The sequence below is a fragment of the Pseudomonas sp. HLT2-19-2 genome, assembly GCF_054898005.1.
Genome location: NZ_CM142712.1, coordinates 4,984,869 through 5,000,349 on the forward strand (window position 1 = coordinate 4,984,869; position 15,481 = coordinate 5,000,349).

14 protein-coding genes are annotated in these 15,481 nt (G+C 58.2%); 9 read left to right on the forward strand and 5 right to left on the reverse strand.

Annotated features, from left to right (window positions below):
* Positions 1–17: 17 nt before the first annotated feature.
* The gene (locus tag ACYZTU_RS23335) at positions 18–740 is read right to left on the reverse strand and encodes a tellurite resistance TerB family protein (protein ID WP_461965866.1); all 723 of its coding nucleotides are present in this window, start codon (positions 738–740) and stop codon (positions 18–20) included.
* 186 nt (positions 741–926) lie between these two features.
* Here ACYZTU_RS23335 and ACYZTU_RS23340 point away from each other — a divergent pair, with 186 nt between their 5' ends.
* The 7 genes from ACYZTU_RS23340 (at position 927) to ACYZTU_RS23370 (ending at position 9,059) form a co-directional block, all read left to right on the forward strand.
* Positions 927–1,841, forward strand: a complete 915-nt coding sequence (locus ACYZTU_RS23340) for a LysR family transcriptional regulator (RefSeq protein WP_008072897.1) — start codon at positions 927–929, stop codon at positions 1,839–1,841.
* A gap of 100 nt (positions 1,842–1,941) precedes the next feature.
* Positions 1,942–3,429, forward strand: a complete 1,488-nt coding sequence (locus tag ACYZTU_RS23345; RefSeq protein ID WP_461965868.1) for a gamma-aminobutyraldehyde dehydrogenase — start codon at positions 1,942–1,944, stop codon at positions 3,427–3,429.
* Between the two features lie 82 nt (positions 3,430–3,511).
* Entirely contained in the window at positions 3,512–4,663 is a 1,152-nt protein-coding gene (gene ydcS, locus ACYZTU_RS23350) for a putative ABC transporter substrate-binding protein YdcS (protein WP_461965870.1), read from the forward strand.
* Between the two features lie 120 nt (positions 4,664–4,783).
* Positions 4,784–5,821, forward strand: a complete 1,038-nt coding sequence (locus ACYZTU_RS23355) for an ABC transporter ATP-binding protein (RefSeq protein ID WP_461965872.1) — start codon at positions 4,784–4,786, stop codon at positions 5,819–5,821.
* A 1-nt stretch (position 5,822) separates the two neighbouring features.
* Positions 5,823–6,770 (forward strand): ABC transporter permease, encoded by a 948-nt coding sequence (locus ACYZTU_RS23360; RefSeq protein WP_461965874.1) that lies wholly within the window; start codon positions 5,823–5,825, stop codon positions 6,768–6,770.
* Complete coding sequence (locus tag ACYZTU_RS23365) at positions 6,760–7,584, forward strand: ABC transporter permease (protein WP_282377025.1); 825 nt, start codon at positions 6,760–6,762, stop codon at positions 7,582–7,584. Before ACYZTU_RS23360 ends, ACYZTU_RS23365 begins: the two co-directional genes overlap by 11 nt.
* Positions 7,585–7,634: 50 nt before the next feature.
* Positions 7,635–9,059, forward strand: a complete 1,425-nt coding sequence (locus tag ACYZTU_RS23370) for a gamma-aminobutyraldehyde dehydrogenase (RefSeq protein ID WP_461965876.1) — start codon at positions 7,635–7,637, stop codon at positions 9,057–9,059.
* 110 nt (positions 9,060–9,169) lie between these two features.
* On the opposite strand, the gene ACYZTU_RS23375 is transcribed toward ACYZTU_RS23370, so the two are convergent.
* On the reverse strand, positions 9,170–9,793 hold the full coding sequence (locus ACYZTU_RS23375; RefSeq protein WP_461965878.1) for an RloB family protein: 624 nt from the start codon (positions 9,791–9,793) through the stop codon (positions 9,170–9,172).
* A 5-nt stretch (positions 9,794–9,798) separates the two neighbouring features.
* Positions 9,799–11,052 carry an AAA family ATPase gene (locus ACYZTU_RS23380; RefSeq protein ID WP_461965880.1) on the reverse strand — a complete coding sequence of 418 codons (1,254 nt, stop codon included), beginning with the start codon at positions 11,050–11,052 and terminating at the stop codon, positions 9,799–9,801.
* Positions 11,053–11,490: 438 nt separating this feature from the next.
* Here ACYZTU_RS23380 and ACYZTU_RS23385 point away from each other — a divergent pair, with 438 nt between their 5' ends.
* Positions 11,491–11,997, forward strand: a complete 507-nt coding sequence (locus ACYZTU_RS23385) for a BRO-N domain-containing protein (protein ID WP_461965882.1) — start codon at positions 11,491–11,493, stop codon at positions 11,995–11,997.
* A 61-nt stretch (positions 11,998–12,058) separates the two neighbouring features.
* On the opposite strand, the gene ACYZTU_RS23390 is transcribed toward ACYZTU_RS23385, so the two are convergent.
* Positions 12,059–12,244 carry a hypothetical protein gene (locus tag ACYZTU_RS23390; RefSeq protein ID WP_282377029.1) on the reverse strand — a complete coding sequence of 62 codons (186 nt, stop codon included), beginning with the start codon at positions 12,242–12,244 and terminating at the stop codon, positions 12,059–12,061.
* Positions 12,245–12,635: 391 nt separating this feature from the next.
* Between ACYZTU_RS23390 and ACYZTU_RS23395 the strand changes: the two genes are divergently transcribed.
* Positions 12,636–14,261, forward strand: a complete 1,626-nt coding sequence (locus ACYZTU_RS23395; protein WP_461965884.1) for a glucan biosynthesis protein D — start codon at positions 12,636–12,638, stop codon at positions 14,259–14,261.
* Positions 14,262–14,325: 64 nt separating this feature from the next.
* Here ACYZTU_RS23395 and ACYZTU_RS23400 read toward each other — a convergent pair whose 3' ends face one another.
* Positions 14,326–15,432, reverse strand: a complete 1,107-nt coding sequence (locus tag ACYZTU_RS23400; RefSeq protein ID WP_461965886.1) for an NADH:flavin oxidoreductase/NADH oxidase — start codon at positions 15,430–15,432, stop codon at positions 14,326–14,328.
* Positions 15,433–15,481: the final 49 nt, after the last annotated feature.

Sequence of the window (15,481 nt, forward strand, 5' to 3'; positions counted from 1 at the left end):
CGTTAGTTAGGACAACGTTAGATAGAAGCCTGACGCACCTGCTTCTCTAACTCAGCCTTCAACCCCGGCTCAAGCTTCAGTTGCCGCGCCAGTTCATCGAGGTAGGACTTCTCCATGAAGCTCTCCTCGTCCACCAGCATCACGCTGGCGATGTACATTTCAGCGGCCATTTCCGGCGTACTGGCAGCGCGTGCGACGTCAGCCGGGTCCAGCGGTTTGTTGAGTTCGGCGTGCAGCCAATGCTGCAACTCCTGATCGTTATCGAGCTTGGTGAATTCACCTTCAATCAGCGCACGCTCGCGATCGTCGACATGACCATCAGCTTTAGCCGCAGCCACTAACGCTTGGAGAATCGCCTGGCTATGCTGTTCAACTTGCGCCGCCGGTAAGCGGTCGATGGTTTGCGGTTCAGTCTTCGGCGCAGTGCCCTGCTGGGCCTGCCAGTTGCCATACGCCTTGTAGGCAATCACGCCCAACGCGGCGAGGCCACCGTAAGTCAGGACCTTACCGCCGACATTGCGCCCTTTTTTGCTGCCCAGCAGCAAACCCATGGCGCCGGCCGCCAACGCTCCGCCGCCCGCGCCAGAGAGCAGGCCGCCGAGGCCGCCCGAACCACCGCTGCCGCCGAGCAATCCGCCCAAGCCACCACCAGCGGTCTTGTTTTGTGAGCCGCCGGCCTTGTTCTGCAACATGTCCTGACCGGACTTGAGTAGCTGATCGAGCAATCCACGGGTGTTCATTTGCTGCCTCCACGCATTCGGGTTAACCAGATCTTTAAGGCCTCCAGCCTAGATCGAAAGTGCCCGGTGTCCGGGAGCGAGAGTGCTTCGAGATGTTGCGCAGCGCTCTTCAGCTCACCGCGGCCCTTCAGAAAAAAAGATATACACTCAGAAAAATCGATAAAACCGCCCACCGGGTACTTCCCCATGATGACCCTGCGTCAGATCCGCCATTTCATCGCCGTGGCCGAGACCGGTTCAATCTCCGCCGCCGCGCAAACCGCGTTTATTTCTCAGTCCACCCTGACCCTCGCGATCCAGCAACTGGAGCAGGAAATTGGCGTTGGCTTGTTCAATCGTCACGCCAAGGGCATGACGCTGACCCACCAGGGGCACCAATTCCTACGTCAGGCGCACCTGATTCTGGCGACGGTGGACAACGCCAAACGCAGCTTGCAACAGAGCACCGACCAGGTCGCAGGGCAGTTGATCATCGGCGTAACCAGCCTGGTGGCCGGTTATTACCTCGCGGATTTGCTCACCCGTTTCCAGCGTGCCTACCCCAACGTCGAGATCCGGGTAATGGAGGACGAGCGCCCTTATATCGAGCATTTGCTGGTCAGCGGTGAAATCGATGTCGGCGTGCTGATCCTCTCTAACCTCGAAGACCGCCACGCCTTGCAGACGGAAGTGTTGACCCACTCACCCCATCGGTTATGGCTGCCGGCTCAACATCCGCTGCTGGAACACGACAGCATCAACCTCGCCGATGTGGCCCGCGAACCGTTGATTCAGCTGAACGTCGATGAAATGGATCGCAATGCGCAACGCATGTGGTCGGCGGCCTCGCTGCAACCGCGCATCACATTAAGAACCGCCTCAACGGAAGCCGTGCGAAGCCTGGTCGCCGCAGGATTAGGCGTGTCGATCCAGCCTGACATGACTTACCGCCCGTGGTCACTGGAGGGCGACATCATCGAAGCGCGACCGATTGCCGACCTGAGCCAGACCCTCGACGTCGGCCTGGCTTGGCGTCGCGGCACCGCGCGCCCGGCGCTAGTAGACCCTTTCCTCACCGTCGCCCGCGAGCAACCCCACGGCGGGCGCAAGCCATCTATTTAATCGAATGCCACCTTCAGTATTTAGAATTTGTCGACCTCGGGCCTGAGCACTAGTCTTGCTACATCTATAAGACGGCCGGGCCCCAGTCACAGGGAGCACCATGGCCACACAAGAAAAGAGAACCCGAAAAATGGCTGGCGCGCAGACCCCGTTGTTCACCGCGTTGTTGATCGATGGCGAATTGGTCGCGGGCCAGGGTTTTGTCGAGCCGATTCTCAACCCGGCCACCGGTGAAGTGCTGACGCACATTGCCGAAGCCAGCACCGAGCAGGTCGAAGCCGCGATCCTCGCCGCCCACCGCGCCTTTGCCGGTTGGTCGAGGACCACCCCGCAACAACGTTCGAACCTGCTGCTGGAAATCGCCAACGCCATCGAAAAACAAGCCGACCTCCTCGCCCGCCTCGAATCCCTGAACTGTGGCAAGCCCTTGCACCTGGCCCGTCAGGATGACTTGAGTGCCACAGTCGATGTGTTCCGTTTCTTCGCCGGCGCCGTTCGCTGCCAGACCGGTCAGCTCAGTGGTGAATACCTGCCGGGCTACACCAGCATGGTCCGTCGCGATCCGATTGGCGTGGTCGCGTCGATTGCGCCGTGGAACTACCCGATCATGATGGCCGCGTGGAAAATCGCTCCGGCCCTGGCCGCTGGCAACACGCTGGTGTTCAAGCCATCCGAACACACACCGCTGTCGATTCTGGCCTTGGCGCCGGCGCTGGCCGAGATCCTGCCGCGCGGCGTGATCAACATCGTTTGCGGCGGTGGTGAAGGCGTTGGCAGCCATTTGGTCAGCCATCCTAAAGTGCGCATGGTGTCGCTGACCGGCGATATCGTCACCGGGCAAAAAATCCTGCAAGCCGCCGCGAAAACCCTGAAGCGCACCCACCTTGAACTCGGTGGGAAAGCGCCGGTGATCGTTTGTAACGATGCGGACATTCAAGCCGTGGTCGAAGGCGTGCGCACTTACGGCTATTACAACGCCGGTCAGGATTGCACCGCAGCGTGTCGAATTTATGCACAGGCCGGGATTCATGACCGCTTGGTGGCCGAACTCGGCGCGGCAGTCAGCAGCCTGCGCTTCGCCGGTAAACGCGATGCCGACAACGAGATCGGGCCGCTGATCAGCACTCGCCAACGCGACCGCGTGGCCAGCTTCGTCGAGCGTGCCCTCGGCCAGCCGCACATCGAGCGGGTAACCGGCGCGGCGGTGCATTCCGGCGCCGGCTTCTATTACCAGCCGACCTTGCTGGCCGGTTGCAAGCAGAGCGATGAGATCGTCCAGCGCGAAGTGTTCGGGCCGGTGGTCACCGTGACCCGTTTTGATGGACTCGAACAAGCCGTGGACTGGGCCAATGACTCGGAATACGGCCTCGCCTCCTCGGTCTGGACCCAGAACCTGGACAAGGCGATGCAGGTCGCGGCGCGGTTGCAGTACGGCTGCACCTGGATCAACAGTCATTTCATGCTGGTCAGCGAAATGCCCCACGGCGGCCTGAAGCGTTCGGGCTACGGCAAAGACTTATCCAGCGATTCGCTCCAGGACTACAGCGTGGTGCGGCACATCATGGCGCGCCACGGACAGCATCTCTGACTACGCTAATAACAAGCCGCTAACGGCATGCTTCACCACGTTCAAAACTGCCCCGACCATAATTAAAGAAGAGGGAAACCCCATGTTCGTGCACAAGACCGCACTGCTCAGTGCAATCACTACAGCGCTGTTGGCCAGCGCCAGTATCCAGGCCGCCGAACCGCTGAAAGCCGTCGGTGCCGGCGAAGGTCAGCTGGATATTGTGGCGTGGCCCGGCTACATCGAACGTGGCGAAAGCGACAAGGCCTACGACTGGGTGACTGGTTTCGAGAAGGAAACCGGCTGCAAGATCAATGTGAAAACCGCCGCCACTTCCGATGAAATGGTCAGCCTGATGGCCAAAGGTGGTTACGACCTGGTGACTGCGTCTGGCGATGCGTCCCTGCGACTGATCGCCGGCCAGCGGGTGCAGCCGATCAACACGGTGTTGATCCCGAACTGGAAGAACATTGACCCTCGTCTCAAGGACGGGCCTTGGTACGTCGTCAATCAGCAAACCTACGGCACCCCGTACCAATGGGGGCCGAACGTGTTGATGTACAACACCAATATCTTCAAAACAGCGCCGGACAGCTGGAGTGTGGTGTTCGAAGAACAGACCCTGCCAGACGGCAAGTCCAACAAGGGTCGAGTCCAGGCCTACGACGGCCCGATCTATATCGCCGATGCGGCGCTTTATCTCAAATCGAAACAGCCGGAATTGGGCATCAAGGACCCGTACCAGCTCAACGAAGCGCAATACAAAGCGGCGCTGGACCTGCTTCGCAAGCAACAGCCCTTGATACACCGCTACTGGCATGACGCAACGGTCCAGATGAGTGACGTCAAAAACGAAGGCGTGGCGGCGTCCAGCAGCTGGGGCTACATGGTCAACGGCCTGGTGGCGGACAAGCAGTCGGTTGCCTCGGTCATTCCAAAAGAAGGTGCAACGGGTTGGGCCGACACCACCATGCTCCACGCCGAAGCCAAGCATCCCAACTGCGCCTACAAGTGGATGGACTGGTCGCTGCAACCGAAAGTCCAGGGTGACCTGGCGGCATGGTTCGGTTCGCTGCCGGCGGTTCCGGCGGGGTGCAAGGAGAGCGAATTGCTGGGTGCCGAAGGCTGCAAGACCAATGGTTTCGACCAGTTCGAGAAAATCGCCTTCTGGAAAACCCCGCAGGCTGAAGGTGGCAAGTTCGTGCCGTACAGCCGCTGGACCCAGGACTACATCGCGATCATGGGCGGCCGCTAACACCCCGTCGCGAGCAAGCTCGCTCCCACATATTTGATCGCATTCCATATGGGAGCGAGCTTGCTCCGGGCGGCGATCCGACGATGCTTTTAAAGATTCAGATTTTTGGAGCACCGCACCATGACGCTTGCAGTCCAATTCACCAACGTTTCCCGTCAGTTCGGCGAAGTGAAGGCCGTTGACCGGGTTTCCATCGATATCCAGGACGGCGAGTTCTTTTCCATGCTGGGCCCTTCCGGTTCGGGCAAAACCACCTGTCTGCGCCTGATCGCCGGTTTCGAACAACCGAGTGCAGGCTCTATCCGTATTCATGGCGAGGAAGCCGCCGGACTGCCGCCGTATCAGCGTGACGTGAACACCGTGTTCCAGGATTACGCGCTGTTCCCGCACATGAACGTACTCGACAACGTCGCCTACGGTTTGAAGGTCAAAGGCGTCGGCAAATCCGAACGCCAGAAACGCGCCGAAGAAGCCCTCGACATGGTCGCCCTCGGCGGTTACGGCGAGCGTAAACCGGTGCAACTGTCCGGCGGTCAGCGCCAGCGTGTGGCCCTGGCCCGCGCCTTGGTCAATCGTCCGCGAGTCTTGCTGCTCGATGAGCCGTTGGGCGCTCTCGATTTAAAGCTGCGCGAGCAAATGCAGGGTGAACTGAAGAAGCTGCAACGCCAGCTCGGCATCACCTTCATTTTCGTCACTCACGACCAGACCGAAGCACTGTCGATGTCGGATCGCGTGGCGGTGTTCAACAAGGGGCGCATCGAGCAGGTCGATACACCGCGCAACCTGTACATGAAACCGGCGACAACCTTCGTTGCCGAATTTGTCGGCACCTCCAACGTGATTCGTGGTGATCTGGCGAAGCAATTGAGCGGCAATCCACAGCCGTTTTCGATACGCCCGGAACACGTGCGTTTCGCCGAAGGGCCGCTGGCCAGCCATGAAATTGAAGTCAGCGGCTTGCTCCATGACATCCAGTACCAAGGCAGTGCTACGCGCTATGAATTGAAACTGGAAAACGGCCAGACCTTAAACATCAGCCAGGCCAACGTCCAGTGGCTGGACGTCAGCGCCCAGCACCAGACCGGCCAACGCATCAGCGCGCGCTGGGCACGGGAAGCGATGATCCCGCTGCACGACACCGTTGTCGGCGGAGTGTGAGATGAACAGCGTGGCGATGACTCAAACCCCGGCCAGCGGCTCGCCGTTGCGCAGGTTTTCCAACCTGCTGTATCGCCGGCCGAACCTGTACCTGTCGATGCTGCTGGTACCGCCGCTGCTCTGGTTCGGCGCGATCTACCTCGGCTCACTGCTGGTTTTGCTGTGGCAAGGCTTCTACACCTTCGATGACTTCACCATGGCGGTCACGCCCGACCTGACCCTGGCGAACTTCGCTGCCCTGTTCCAGCCCTCGAACTTCGACATCATCCTGCGCACCTTGAGCATGGCCGTCGTCGTGTCGATCGCCAGTGCCGTGGTCGCGTTCCCGATTGCCTATTACATGGCGCGCTACACCACTGGCAAGACCAAGGCGTTTTTCTACATCGCGGTGATGATGCCGATGTGGGCCAGTTACATCGTCAAGGCGTATGCCTGGACCTTGCTGCTGGCCAAAGGCGGGGTTGCGCAGTGGTTCGTTCAACACCTGGGTCTGGAGCCCGTATTGCAGTTCGTGCTGGGCATTCCGGGGGTGGGCGGCAGCACGTTGTCGACCTCGCACCTGGGCCGTTTCATGGTGTTCGTCTACATCTGGCTGCCGTTCATGATCCTGCCGATCCAGGCCTCGCTGGAGCGTCTGCCGCCGTCCTTGCTGCAGGCGTCTGCCGACCTTGGCGCCAAGCCGCGTCAGACCTTCATGCAAGTGATTCTGCCGCTGTCGATTCCAGGCATCGCGGCCGGTTCGATCTTCACCTTTTCGCTGACCCTGGGCGACTTCATCGTGCCGCAACTGGTGGGGCCACCGGGCTACTTCGTCGGCAGCATGGTGTACGCCCAGCAAGGCGCGATCGGCAACATGCCGATGGCTGCGGCTTTCACGCTGGTGCCGATCGTGCTGATCGCCATTTACCTGTCCATCGTCAAACGACTGGGGGCCTTCGATGCGCTCTGACGCTTCTTCTCAAGATCAGGCTTCTCTGGGCCTGCGCATCGCAGCCTGGGGCGGGTTGGTGTTTCTGCACTTCCCGATCCTGATCATCTTCATGTACGCCTTCAACACTGAAGACGCAGCGTTCAGCTTCCCGCCCAGGGGCTTCACCCTGAAGTGGATCGGCGTGGCGTTCTCGCGTCCTGACGTACTGGAAGCGATCAAGCTGTCGCTGCAGATTGCGTCCGTCGCAACCTTGATTGCATTAGTCCTCGGCACCCTCGCGTCGGCGGCGTTGTACCGCCGGGATTTCTTCGGCAAGCAAGGCATCTCGCTGATGTTGATCCTGCCGATTGCCTTGCCCGGGATCATCACCGGTATTGCCTTGCTGGCGACCTTCAAGACGCTGGGGATCGAGCCTGGGATGTTCACCATCATCGTCGGTCACGCGACCTTCTGTGTGGTGATCGTCTACAACAACGTCATCGCCCGGTTGCGTCGCACCTCTCACAGTTTGATCGAAGCGTCGATGGACCTTGGCGCCGATGGCTGGCAGACCTTCCGCTACATCGTCCTGCCGAACCTCGGCTCGGCATTGTTGGCCGGCGGCATGTTGGCGTTTGCGCTGTCGTTCGACGAAATCATCGTCACCACTTTCACCGCCGGCCATGAACGCACCTTGCCGCTGTGGCTGCTCAACCAGCTCAGCCGCCCACGGGACGTGCCGGTGACCAACGTTGTCGCGATGCTCGTGATGATGGTGACCATGCTGCCGATTCTCGGCGCCTATTACCTGACTCGGGGCGGTGAAAGCGTTGCGGGCAGTGGCGGCAAGTGAATTTCCTGACCATTCCAATAATGAATTTGCGGTAGAAAGAGGACAACGCCATGCAAACCAAACTCTTGATCAATGGCCAACTGATCGACGGCGAAGGCCCCGCCCAACCCGTGTTCAACCCTGCACTGGGCAGCGTATTGGTGGAGATCAATGAAGCCAGCGAAGCTCAGGTCGATGCCGCCGTGCGGGCCGCCGACAGCGCCTTCGACAGCTGGTCGCAAACCACCCCGAAAGAACGCTCGCTGCTGCTGCTTAAACTCGCCGACGCCATCGAAGCCCACGGCGAAGAGCTGGCCAAACTGGAATCGGACAACTGCGGCAAGCCTTACAGCGCTGCGCTGAACGACGAGATCCCGGCCATTGCCGACGTGTTCCGTTTCTTCGCCGGCGCCAGCCGTTGCATGAGCGGTTCGGCGGGCGGTGAATACTTGCACGGCCACACCTCGATGATCCGTCGCGACCCGGTCGGCGTGATCGCCTCCATCGCGCCGTGGAACTACCCGCTGATGATGGTCGCCTGGAAAATCGCCCCAGCCCTCGCGGCGGGTAATACCGTGGTGCTTAAACCGTCGGAACAAACCCCGCTGACCGCCCTGCGTCTGGCAGAACTGGCGTCGGATATTTTCCCGGCCGGCGTGCTTAACCTGGTGTTCGGCCGTGGTCCTACGGTCGGCAGCCCGCTGGTCACACACCCGAAAGTGCGCATGGTCTCGCTAACTGGCTCGATCGCCACCGGTTCGAACATCATTTCCAGCACCGCTGACAGCGTCAAACGCATGCACATGGAACTGGGCGGCAAGGCCCCGGTGATCATCTTCGACGACGCCGACATCGACGCTGCTGTGGAAGGCATTCGCACTTTCGGTTTTTACAATGCCGGCCAGGACTGCACCGCCGCCTGCCGCATCTACGCGCAGGAAGGCATCTACGACACGTTCGTCGAGAAGCTCGGCGAAGCGGTCAGCAGCATCAAGTACGGCGTGCAGGATGATCCGTCGACCGAGCTCGGTCCGTTGATCACCGCGCAACACCGCGACCGCGTGGCCGGGTTTGTCGAGCGCGCCGTGGCACAGCCGCACATCCGTTTGATCACGGGCGGTAAGACTGTGGAAGGCAATGGCTTTTTCTTCGAACCGACTGTGTTGGCCGACGCTCAGCAGGACGACGAGATTGTTCGTCGCGAAGTATTTGGACCGGTGGTGTCGGTGACCAAATTCACCGATGAAGCGCAGGTGCTGAGCTGGGCCAACGATTCCAACTACGGCCTGGCGTCGTCGGTCTGGACCTCGGACGTCGGTCGCGCACATCGCTTGTCTGCACGCTTGCAGTACGGCTGCACCTGGGTAAATACGCACTTCATGCTGGTCAGCGAAATGCCGCATGGCGGTCAGAAACTGTCCGGTTATGGCAAGGACATGTCCCTGTACGGGCTGGAGGACTACACCGTTGTTCGGCATGTGATGTTTAAGCACTAAAAGCATCGTCGGATCGCCGCACCGCCGCGATGGGTGATGCGTGGAAGGTTAGTCGGTAAAGGGTGTTCGCCCCGGTACTGATTGCGGTGCCGGGGCGAGTTATTACGACGTTAAATCGGTTGAGGCCTGGATAGAGTCTCGAACTCGTCCATCAGCAAGTGGATTTCAGTACTGGGATTGGGTTCGCCGCTGTTAGCAACATCAAGAAGAATTCGAGGAGCTAGTGTCCTTGCAGTGTTGAAAGGTTCCCCCTTCAAAAGATCAAAATAACTGACATTCTCGCCCTTCTCGTAACCACCCATCAGGGGCTGGTCCCTAAGACTCATGGCGACAAGATCGCCTGGCGATTTTCTACCAGCAGGGGCGAATGGCTTCCTGTTGTAGCCAAAGTGCAGTAGCAACCAAAACTCGAAACAGGGAAAGGACGCTATGACTTTTATCTTGGGATGAGACTTCGCCAAGTTGATCGCCCTGTCGAAGCAAAGATGAGTATCGCGGTCCAAGGCGCAAAAAACCTTATCGAAGATTTTTTGCCGTGCAATTGCACTTTCTACAATCCCGCTTGGGTGAGTCACTCCGCAATGGGCGATTTCAACCTGAGCATTGGCTCGAAAGTGAAAGGCGGCATCCTCCAAGTATCGCTTTCCTGACTTACTGTCTTCACAAAGGATCAGCACCTTGGGTTGCGGTTTGAACCGCGATTTCTTTCGATCAAATAACTGTACCGTGCGCACCTTGGTCACCTTCGCCTGATCAGCGGCAATCCGCGGTAACGGCCTTCGAAGTAGCGCTTCTCAACATCCTCTCCTTCACGCCCTTCAAAATCGTGAACAGAAAAAAGACAGGTAGCACCATTGGCATCGCGTTCGGTAATCCAGAACTGATCGCGCCGAAGCGTTTTGGCAGTCATTAGATGCGTGTCGTGAGTAGTAAAGATCAGCTGAGTATTCAGTCCGCTGTCCAAATGTTTTCCAATCAGATCAGCGACTATTGCAGGATGCAGACTGCTATCCAGCTCATCGACAGACAGTATCCCGCTCCCCTCTGCGTGATTGATCATGAACCAGGGTAACCAGAACCCAATCAGATTTTTCGTGCCGCCGGACTCCTCTGAAAAATCAAACTCCGCTTTTCCTAAAAGACTCGTATGCGTCAGGGTTACTTTGTCTTTTTGGGCTGCTGCGAAGAACTCTTTCAGTGTGAGTTTTTCAGTCCGCTGAACAAACTCCGCGTCTTCGGTATTGAGCCGGATCGCCGACACCGGGACATCCACTTCCTTTAGAAAATTTCGTAAATCATGTGTGTAATCCGATGCCATCCGAAGAAATCTGATGGACGCTGCTGACAGCCCCATCATGTTGTTCTGCTCAATAACGAGTAGACCGGTTTGAAACCAGCTAAACGGCCCCCGCAACTGAGTCAGCTCTTCGCTGCTGTTCGCGACGGCCTGCGAAATAAACAGCATCTTCGGGCTGGTCAGACGCCGCCAGGCATTGTGAACCTCTTTACCACCTTCAAGACTTGGGCCAAAAACATACTGCTCGCCCTCCTGACCAAAACAACGTTGATACAGCAGCGTTTCTTTCCCTTTTGGGTATGAAACGAGTTGTTCCTCGAGTATCCGCTGTGCAGTCATGCGCAGAACAAACCGATATCGGAGTGCGCCTTGAATAAAGTTGTATTCGAAACAACTCGGCTCGTCGTTAAGCTGTGGGTCGAAACGAAACGGTGACACCGGCAGTGGTTCATCATTTGAGGTAGAGGGCGAGGCGAGCAAACTCCCCATGATCCCCATCGCCCGGATTAGCGATGATTTACCAGAAGCGTTCGGCCCGTATATCGCAGCGACCTTCAGTAAATCCGGCAGCTTTTCTCCATTGACCGGCGACTTGAAGATGTTGCGCTTTTTGCTCAAGCGCGGCGTCGCAGCCATGGACAGGGTTTGTTTGTCACGGAAGGAGCGATAATTGGAAACTGAAAATTCGATCAACATGTAGCAAACCTGCAGTTCGTTCCTGAATGCGGGAAAAACTATAGGAAAAACCAAGGTTGTGATGCTGTTTGACTGCACCTCATGCAAAAACAGGCAATTCCTACAGATCAAGCCTTCCAGAAAAGGCACTGATTCCTACAACACGCGGCGCCAGAGTAGACTTGGCGCCGCGAGCGCCTGACCGATAGGCTTTACCTCGTCGCTGCCAAATCAGCGACCCGGGGTCGAAGCCGGGAAATGTCAAAACGGTGCTTGCGTGCCCCCATAGAACTGCGGCTGTTTTCAGCCTTCAGTTCTGCTTTATGGCGGGCCGTGTGGCGCGGGCCTTCTGGCTTCCGTTTTGATTGGAAGTGTCCCGACTTCGAACGCCACTCGGTCCGCCACCCAACCTGTCGAAGGGTTGGTGGCGACTTTCCTGCTCAAAACGGAAGTCACTTCATGTCAGCACACGCTCAAAACTCGCTTCTACCTTACTTCACCCCAACCATCTTCACCCGCCACAACCGCTTCCTCCACGCCTTCATGCAGGACAACCAAGCCTGGTTCTGCGTCCAGGACCTCGGTCGTTTGATGGGCCGCCCGATGGACCAACGCCTCACCCTGAAACTTGATCCCGATCAGCGCCGATATGTTTGGTTGCTCAAGAGCGGCAAAACAGTCGAATCATTGATGGTCAGCGAATCGGGGATGTACGCCCTTCTGGTGCACCATTTCGTCCCGGAAAACCGAAACTTACGCCAATGGCTGAGCAACGAAGTCATCCCATTGCTGCGTGAGTCGAATGCGGCATCTGCGGATAACATTCCAAGTCTGAGTTCGTTGCAGTGGGCAGGAATCTCAGTGCCGCTTCTGCATTGGCAGCATCAAGCGTGGATCAAGTGGCGGGACATGCCTGATCTAATGCAGGTACAACGGCCGTTCAAGATCATGGGCACTTGCAGTTGAAGGTGAGGTAAAGAAATGAAAAAGGGGCAGACTTCACAGTCCGCCCCTTTGGTTTGCCTACTCAAAACCGCGAAACACTCCTCATCGCATCCACCAGATACCGCATCGCAATCTGGTCGCTTTCCGACAGCTCCCGATAGCGCTCTAACAATTTCATTTCGTCCGAACTGAGCCGACGCCTTCGCCGGCCGGTCGCCAGGCAGGGAAAGATTCCTAACAGTTCGGTGATGCCTTGTACTTTCGACATGGACGATGTCCTTCTATACGTCAGAGAAAACTTCAAAAACCGCATCGCCCTTTCCTTTTCATTCGCCGCCGGCCTGAAGGGCAGAAACCGGTCATGAACACAGAATAGGAATTAAATCGGCGCTGAAAAGTGGTTTTTAGAGTAATTAGTCAAAAAAAGCAGAAATGCCCTATAAATCAGAAAGTCCTGTCGGAATTGTTAACCGACATTCTTGTTTCATTGCCACGCTGTCGCCATGCCATCAATCATTTTTTCTCCGCAACCGAACGGTTTAAGCTATTTGTTATCTGTGTAATGTCCGTTGCGTTTGGCCGAAGGCATGTCCGAACCTCCATTTTTGATCCAGCACGTGCCAGGAACGGCGCGGGATTGTTCACGACAGGTTGTACTTATGCACCGCAGGAATTTGCTCAAAGCATCCATGGCCATCGCTGCCTACACCGGATTATCAGCCAGCGGCCTGCTGGCTGCGCGGGCCTGGGCCGGTAACAGCGCAGCGGATGGCGAGGCTCAGGCGTTCGACTTTGAAACGCTGAAGATCCAGGCCAAGCAGCTCGCCGGCAATCGATATCAGGACACCAAGCAGGTGCTGCCACCGACCTTGGCGACCATGACGCCGCAAAATTTCAACGCGATCCGCTACGACGGCAACCATTCGCTGTGGAATGACCTCAACGGTCAGCTGGATGTGCAGTTCTTCCACGTTGGCATGGGTTTCAAGCAACCGGTGCGCATGTACAGTGTCGATCCCAAGACGCGTCAGGCGCGGGAGGTGCATTTCCGTCCGTCCCTGTTCAACTATGAAAAAACCACGGTCGACACCAAGCAGCTCACGGGCGACCTGGGGTTTTCCGGGTTCAAGTTGTTCAAGGCCCCGGAGCTGGACCAACACGACGTGTTGTCATTCCTCGGCGCCAGCTATTTCCGTGCGGTAGATGCCTCGGGCCAGTACGGTCTGTCGGCTCGCGGTCTGGCGATTGATACGTATGCCAAGAAGCGTGAAGAATTCCCGGACTTCACCAAGTTCTGGTTCGAGACCCCGGACAAAGACAGCACCCGCTTCGTGGTCTACGCCCTGCTGGATTCACCGAGCGCCACTGGTGCTTACCGTTTCGACATCGACTGTCAGGCGAACCAGGTCGTCATGGGCATCGATGCCCACATCAACGCGCGCACCGCCATCGAACAACTGGGCATCGCGCCGATGACCAGCATGTTCAGCTGCGGCACCCATGAACGGCGCATGTGCGACACGATTCACCCGCAGATCCACGATTCTGATCGCCTGGCCATGTGGCGCGGCAACGGTGAGTGGATCTGCCGCCCGCTGAACAACCCGGCCACCCTGCAATTCAATGCCTTCGCCGACACTGATCCGAAAGGTTTCGGCCTGGTGCAGACCGATCATGAGTTCGACAGCTATCAAGACACCGTCGACTGGTACAGCAAGCGCCCGAGCCTGTGGGTAGAGCCTACGACCGCGTGGGGTGAAGGCTCTATCGATCTGATGGAAATTCCTACGACCGGCGAAACCCTCGATAACATCGTCGCGTTCTGGACCCCGAAGAAACCGGTCGCGGCCGGTGATTCACTGAACTACGGCTACAAGCTCTACTGGAGCGCTGTGCCGCCAGTGAGTACGCCGTTGGCGCGGGTCAACGCTACTCGTTCGGGCATGGGCGGCTTCATCGAAGGCTGGGCCCCTGGCGAGCATTACCCGGAGGTTTGGGCTCGACGGTTTGCCGTGGACTTCACGGGCGGCGGCCTGGACCGCTTGCCGGAAGGTGCGGGGATCGAGCCGGTGGTCACGTGCTCGAATGGGAAGGTGAAGGATTTCAACGTGCTGGTGCTGGATGACATCAAGGGTTACCGAATTACCTTTGACTGGTACCCAACCAATGACAGCGTGGCGCCTGTGGAGCTGCGGCTGTTCATTCGCACCCATGACCGGACGTTGAGTGAAACCTGGTTGTACCAGTATTTCCCACCGGCACCGGATAAGCGCAAGTACACCTGACGGCTGTAGAAATACAAAAGCCCCGGTCAACTCGACCGGGGCTTTTTTGGTTCTACAGCGTCAATCAGTCGCGTAAATACGACTCGTGAATCGGCTGTTCACGATGGGTTGCCCGCTGGTACTGCGCCGGCCAGATGGCCTTGCGCCCTCCCAGGTCATCATCAGCATGCAGTGGCCAGTACGGATCACGCAGCAGCTCACGGGCAAGGAAGATGATGTCAGCCTGGCAGGTTCGCAGAATGTGCTCGGCCTGCGCCGGTTCGGTAATCATCCCTACAGTGCCGGTGGCAATGCCTGACTCCTTGCGCACACGTTCGGCGAAGCGGGTCTGATAACCGGGACCTGTAGGAATCTCGGCGTTGGCTGCGGTTCCGCCCGATGAGACGTCAATCAGATCTACGCCCAACACTTTGAGACGTCGCGCCAGCTCCACGGTTTCATCCGGGTTCCAGCCGTCTTCCACCCAATCGGTGGCCGACACCCGCACGAATAGCGGTAGCTCTTCAGGCCACACCGCACGCACCGCTTCGGTGACTTGCAGCACCAGCCGGATTCGATTCTCGAACGAACCACCATATTGATCGCGCCGCTGATTGCTCAGGGGCGAAAGAAACTGATGCAACAGGTAACCGTGGGCGGCGTGTATTTCGACCACTTTGAAACCGGCGGTCAGTGCTCGCTTGGCCGAAGCGACAAAGGCCTGAATGACCTCAGCGATCTCACCTTCATCGAGCTGCGTGGGGTGTGTGTGCTGCGGGTCGAAGGCGATCGGCGAAGGGCCCACCGGAACCCAGCCACCGTCTTCGGGTTTGACGCTGCCATGTTTGCCGATCCATGGCCGATGGGTGCTGGCCTTGCGCCCGGCGTGGGCCAACTGAATGCCGGCCACTGCGCCTTGAGCCGCAATGAAGCGCGTGATGCGTTGTAAAGGTTCGATCTGTTCATCGCTCCACAGGCCGAGGTCCTCGGCGGTGATGCGTCCGTCGGCGGTCACCGCCGTGGCTTCGGTAAACACCAGACCGGCCCCGCCGACAGCGCGGCTGCCGAGGTGGACCAGGTGCCAGTCATTGGCCAGTCCATCAACGCTGGAGTACTGGCACATCGGCGACACCGCAATGCGGTTGAGCAGGGTCAATTGGCGAAGGGTATAGGGTTCAAGCAGCAGACTCATGGGGCACCTCTCGAATCAGTGGGCAGGCTCCAGGGTTCTGTTTGAAAAG

Excerpts from the sequence above, each read along its gene's own strand:
- ACYZTU_RS23335 (WP_461965866.1), bottom strand. The coding sequence starts at position 740 with ATGAACACCCGTGGATTGCTCGATCAGCTACTCAAGTCCGGTCAGGAC.
- ACYZTU_RS23340 (WP_008072897.1), top strand. The coding sequence starts at position 927 with ATGATGACCCTGCGTCAGATCCGCCATTTCATCGCCGTGGCCGAGACC.
- ACYZTU_RS23345 (WP_461965868.1), top strand. The coding sequence starts at position 1,942 with ATGGCCACACAAGAAAAGAGAACCCGAAAAATGGCTGGCGCGCAGACC.
- ydcS (WP_461965870.1), top strand. The coding sequence starts at position 3,512 with ATGTTCGTGCACAAGACCGCACTGCTCAGTGCAATCACTACAGCGCTG.
- ACYZTU_RS23355 (WP_461965872.1), top strand. The coding sequence starts at position 4,784 with ATGACGCTTGCAGTCCAATTCACCAACGTTTCCCGTCAGTTCGGCGAA.
- ACYZTU_RS23360 (WP_461965874.1), top strand. The coding sequence starts at position 5,823 with ATGAACAGCGTGGCGATGACTCAAACCCCGGCCAGCGGCTCGCCGTTG.
- ACYZTU_RS23365 (WP_282377025.1), top strand. The coding sequence starts at position 6,760 with ATGCGCTCTGACGCTTCTTCTCAAGATCAGGCTTCTCTGGGCCTGCGC.
- ACYZTU_RS23370 (WP_461965876.1), top strand. The coding sequence starts at position 7,635 with ATGCAAACCAAACTCTTGATCAATGGCCAACTGATCGACGGCGAAGGC.
- ACYZTU_RS23380 (WP_461965880.1), bottom strand. The coding sequence starts at position 11,052 with ATGTTGATCGAATTTTCAGTTTCCAATTATCGCTCCTTCCGTGACAAA.
- ACYZTU_RS23385 (WP_461965882.1), top strand. The coding sequence starts at position 11,491 with ATGTCAGCACACGCTCAAAACTCGCTTCTACCTTACTTCACCCCAACC.
- ACYZTU_RS23390 (WP_282377029.1), bottom strand. The coding sequence starts at position 12,244 with ATGTCGAAAGTACAAGGCATCACCGAACTGTTAGGAATCTTTCCCTGC.
- ACYZTU_RS23395 (WP_461965884.1), top strand. The coding sequence starts at position 12,636 with ATGCACCGCAGGAATTTGCTCAAAGCATCCATGGCCATCGCTGCCTAC.
- ACYZTU_RS23400 (WP_461965886.1), bottom strand. The coding sequence starts at position 15,432 with ATGAGTCTGCTGCTTGAACCCTATACCCTTCGCCAATTGACCCTGCTC.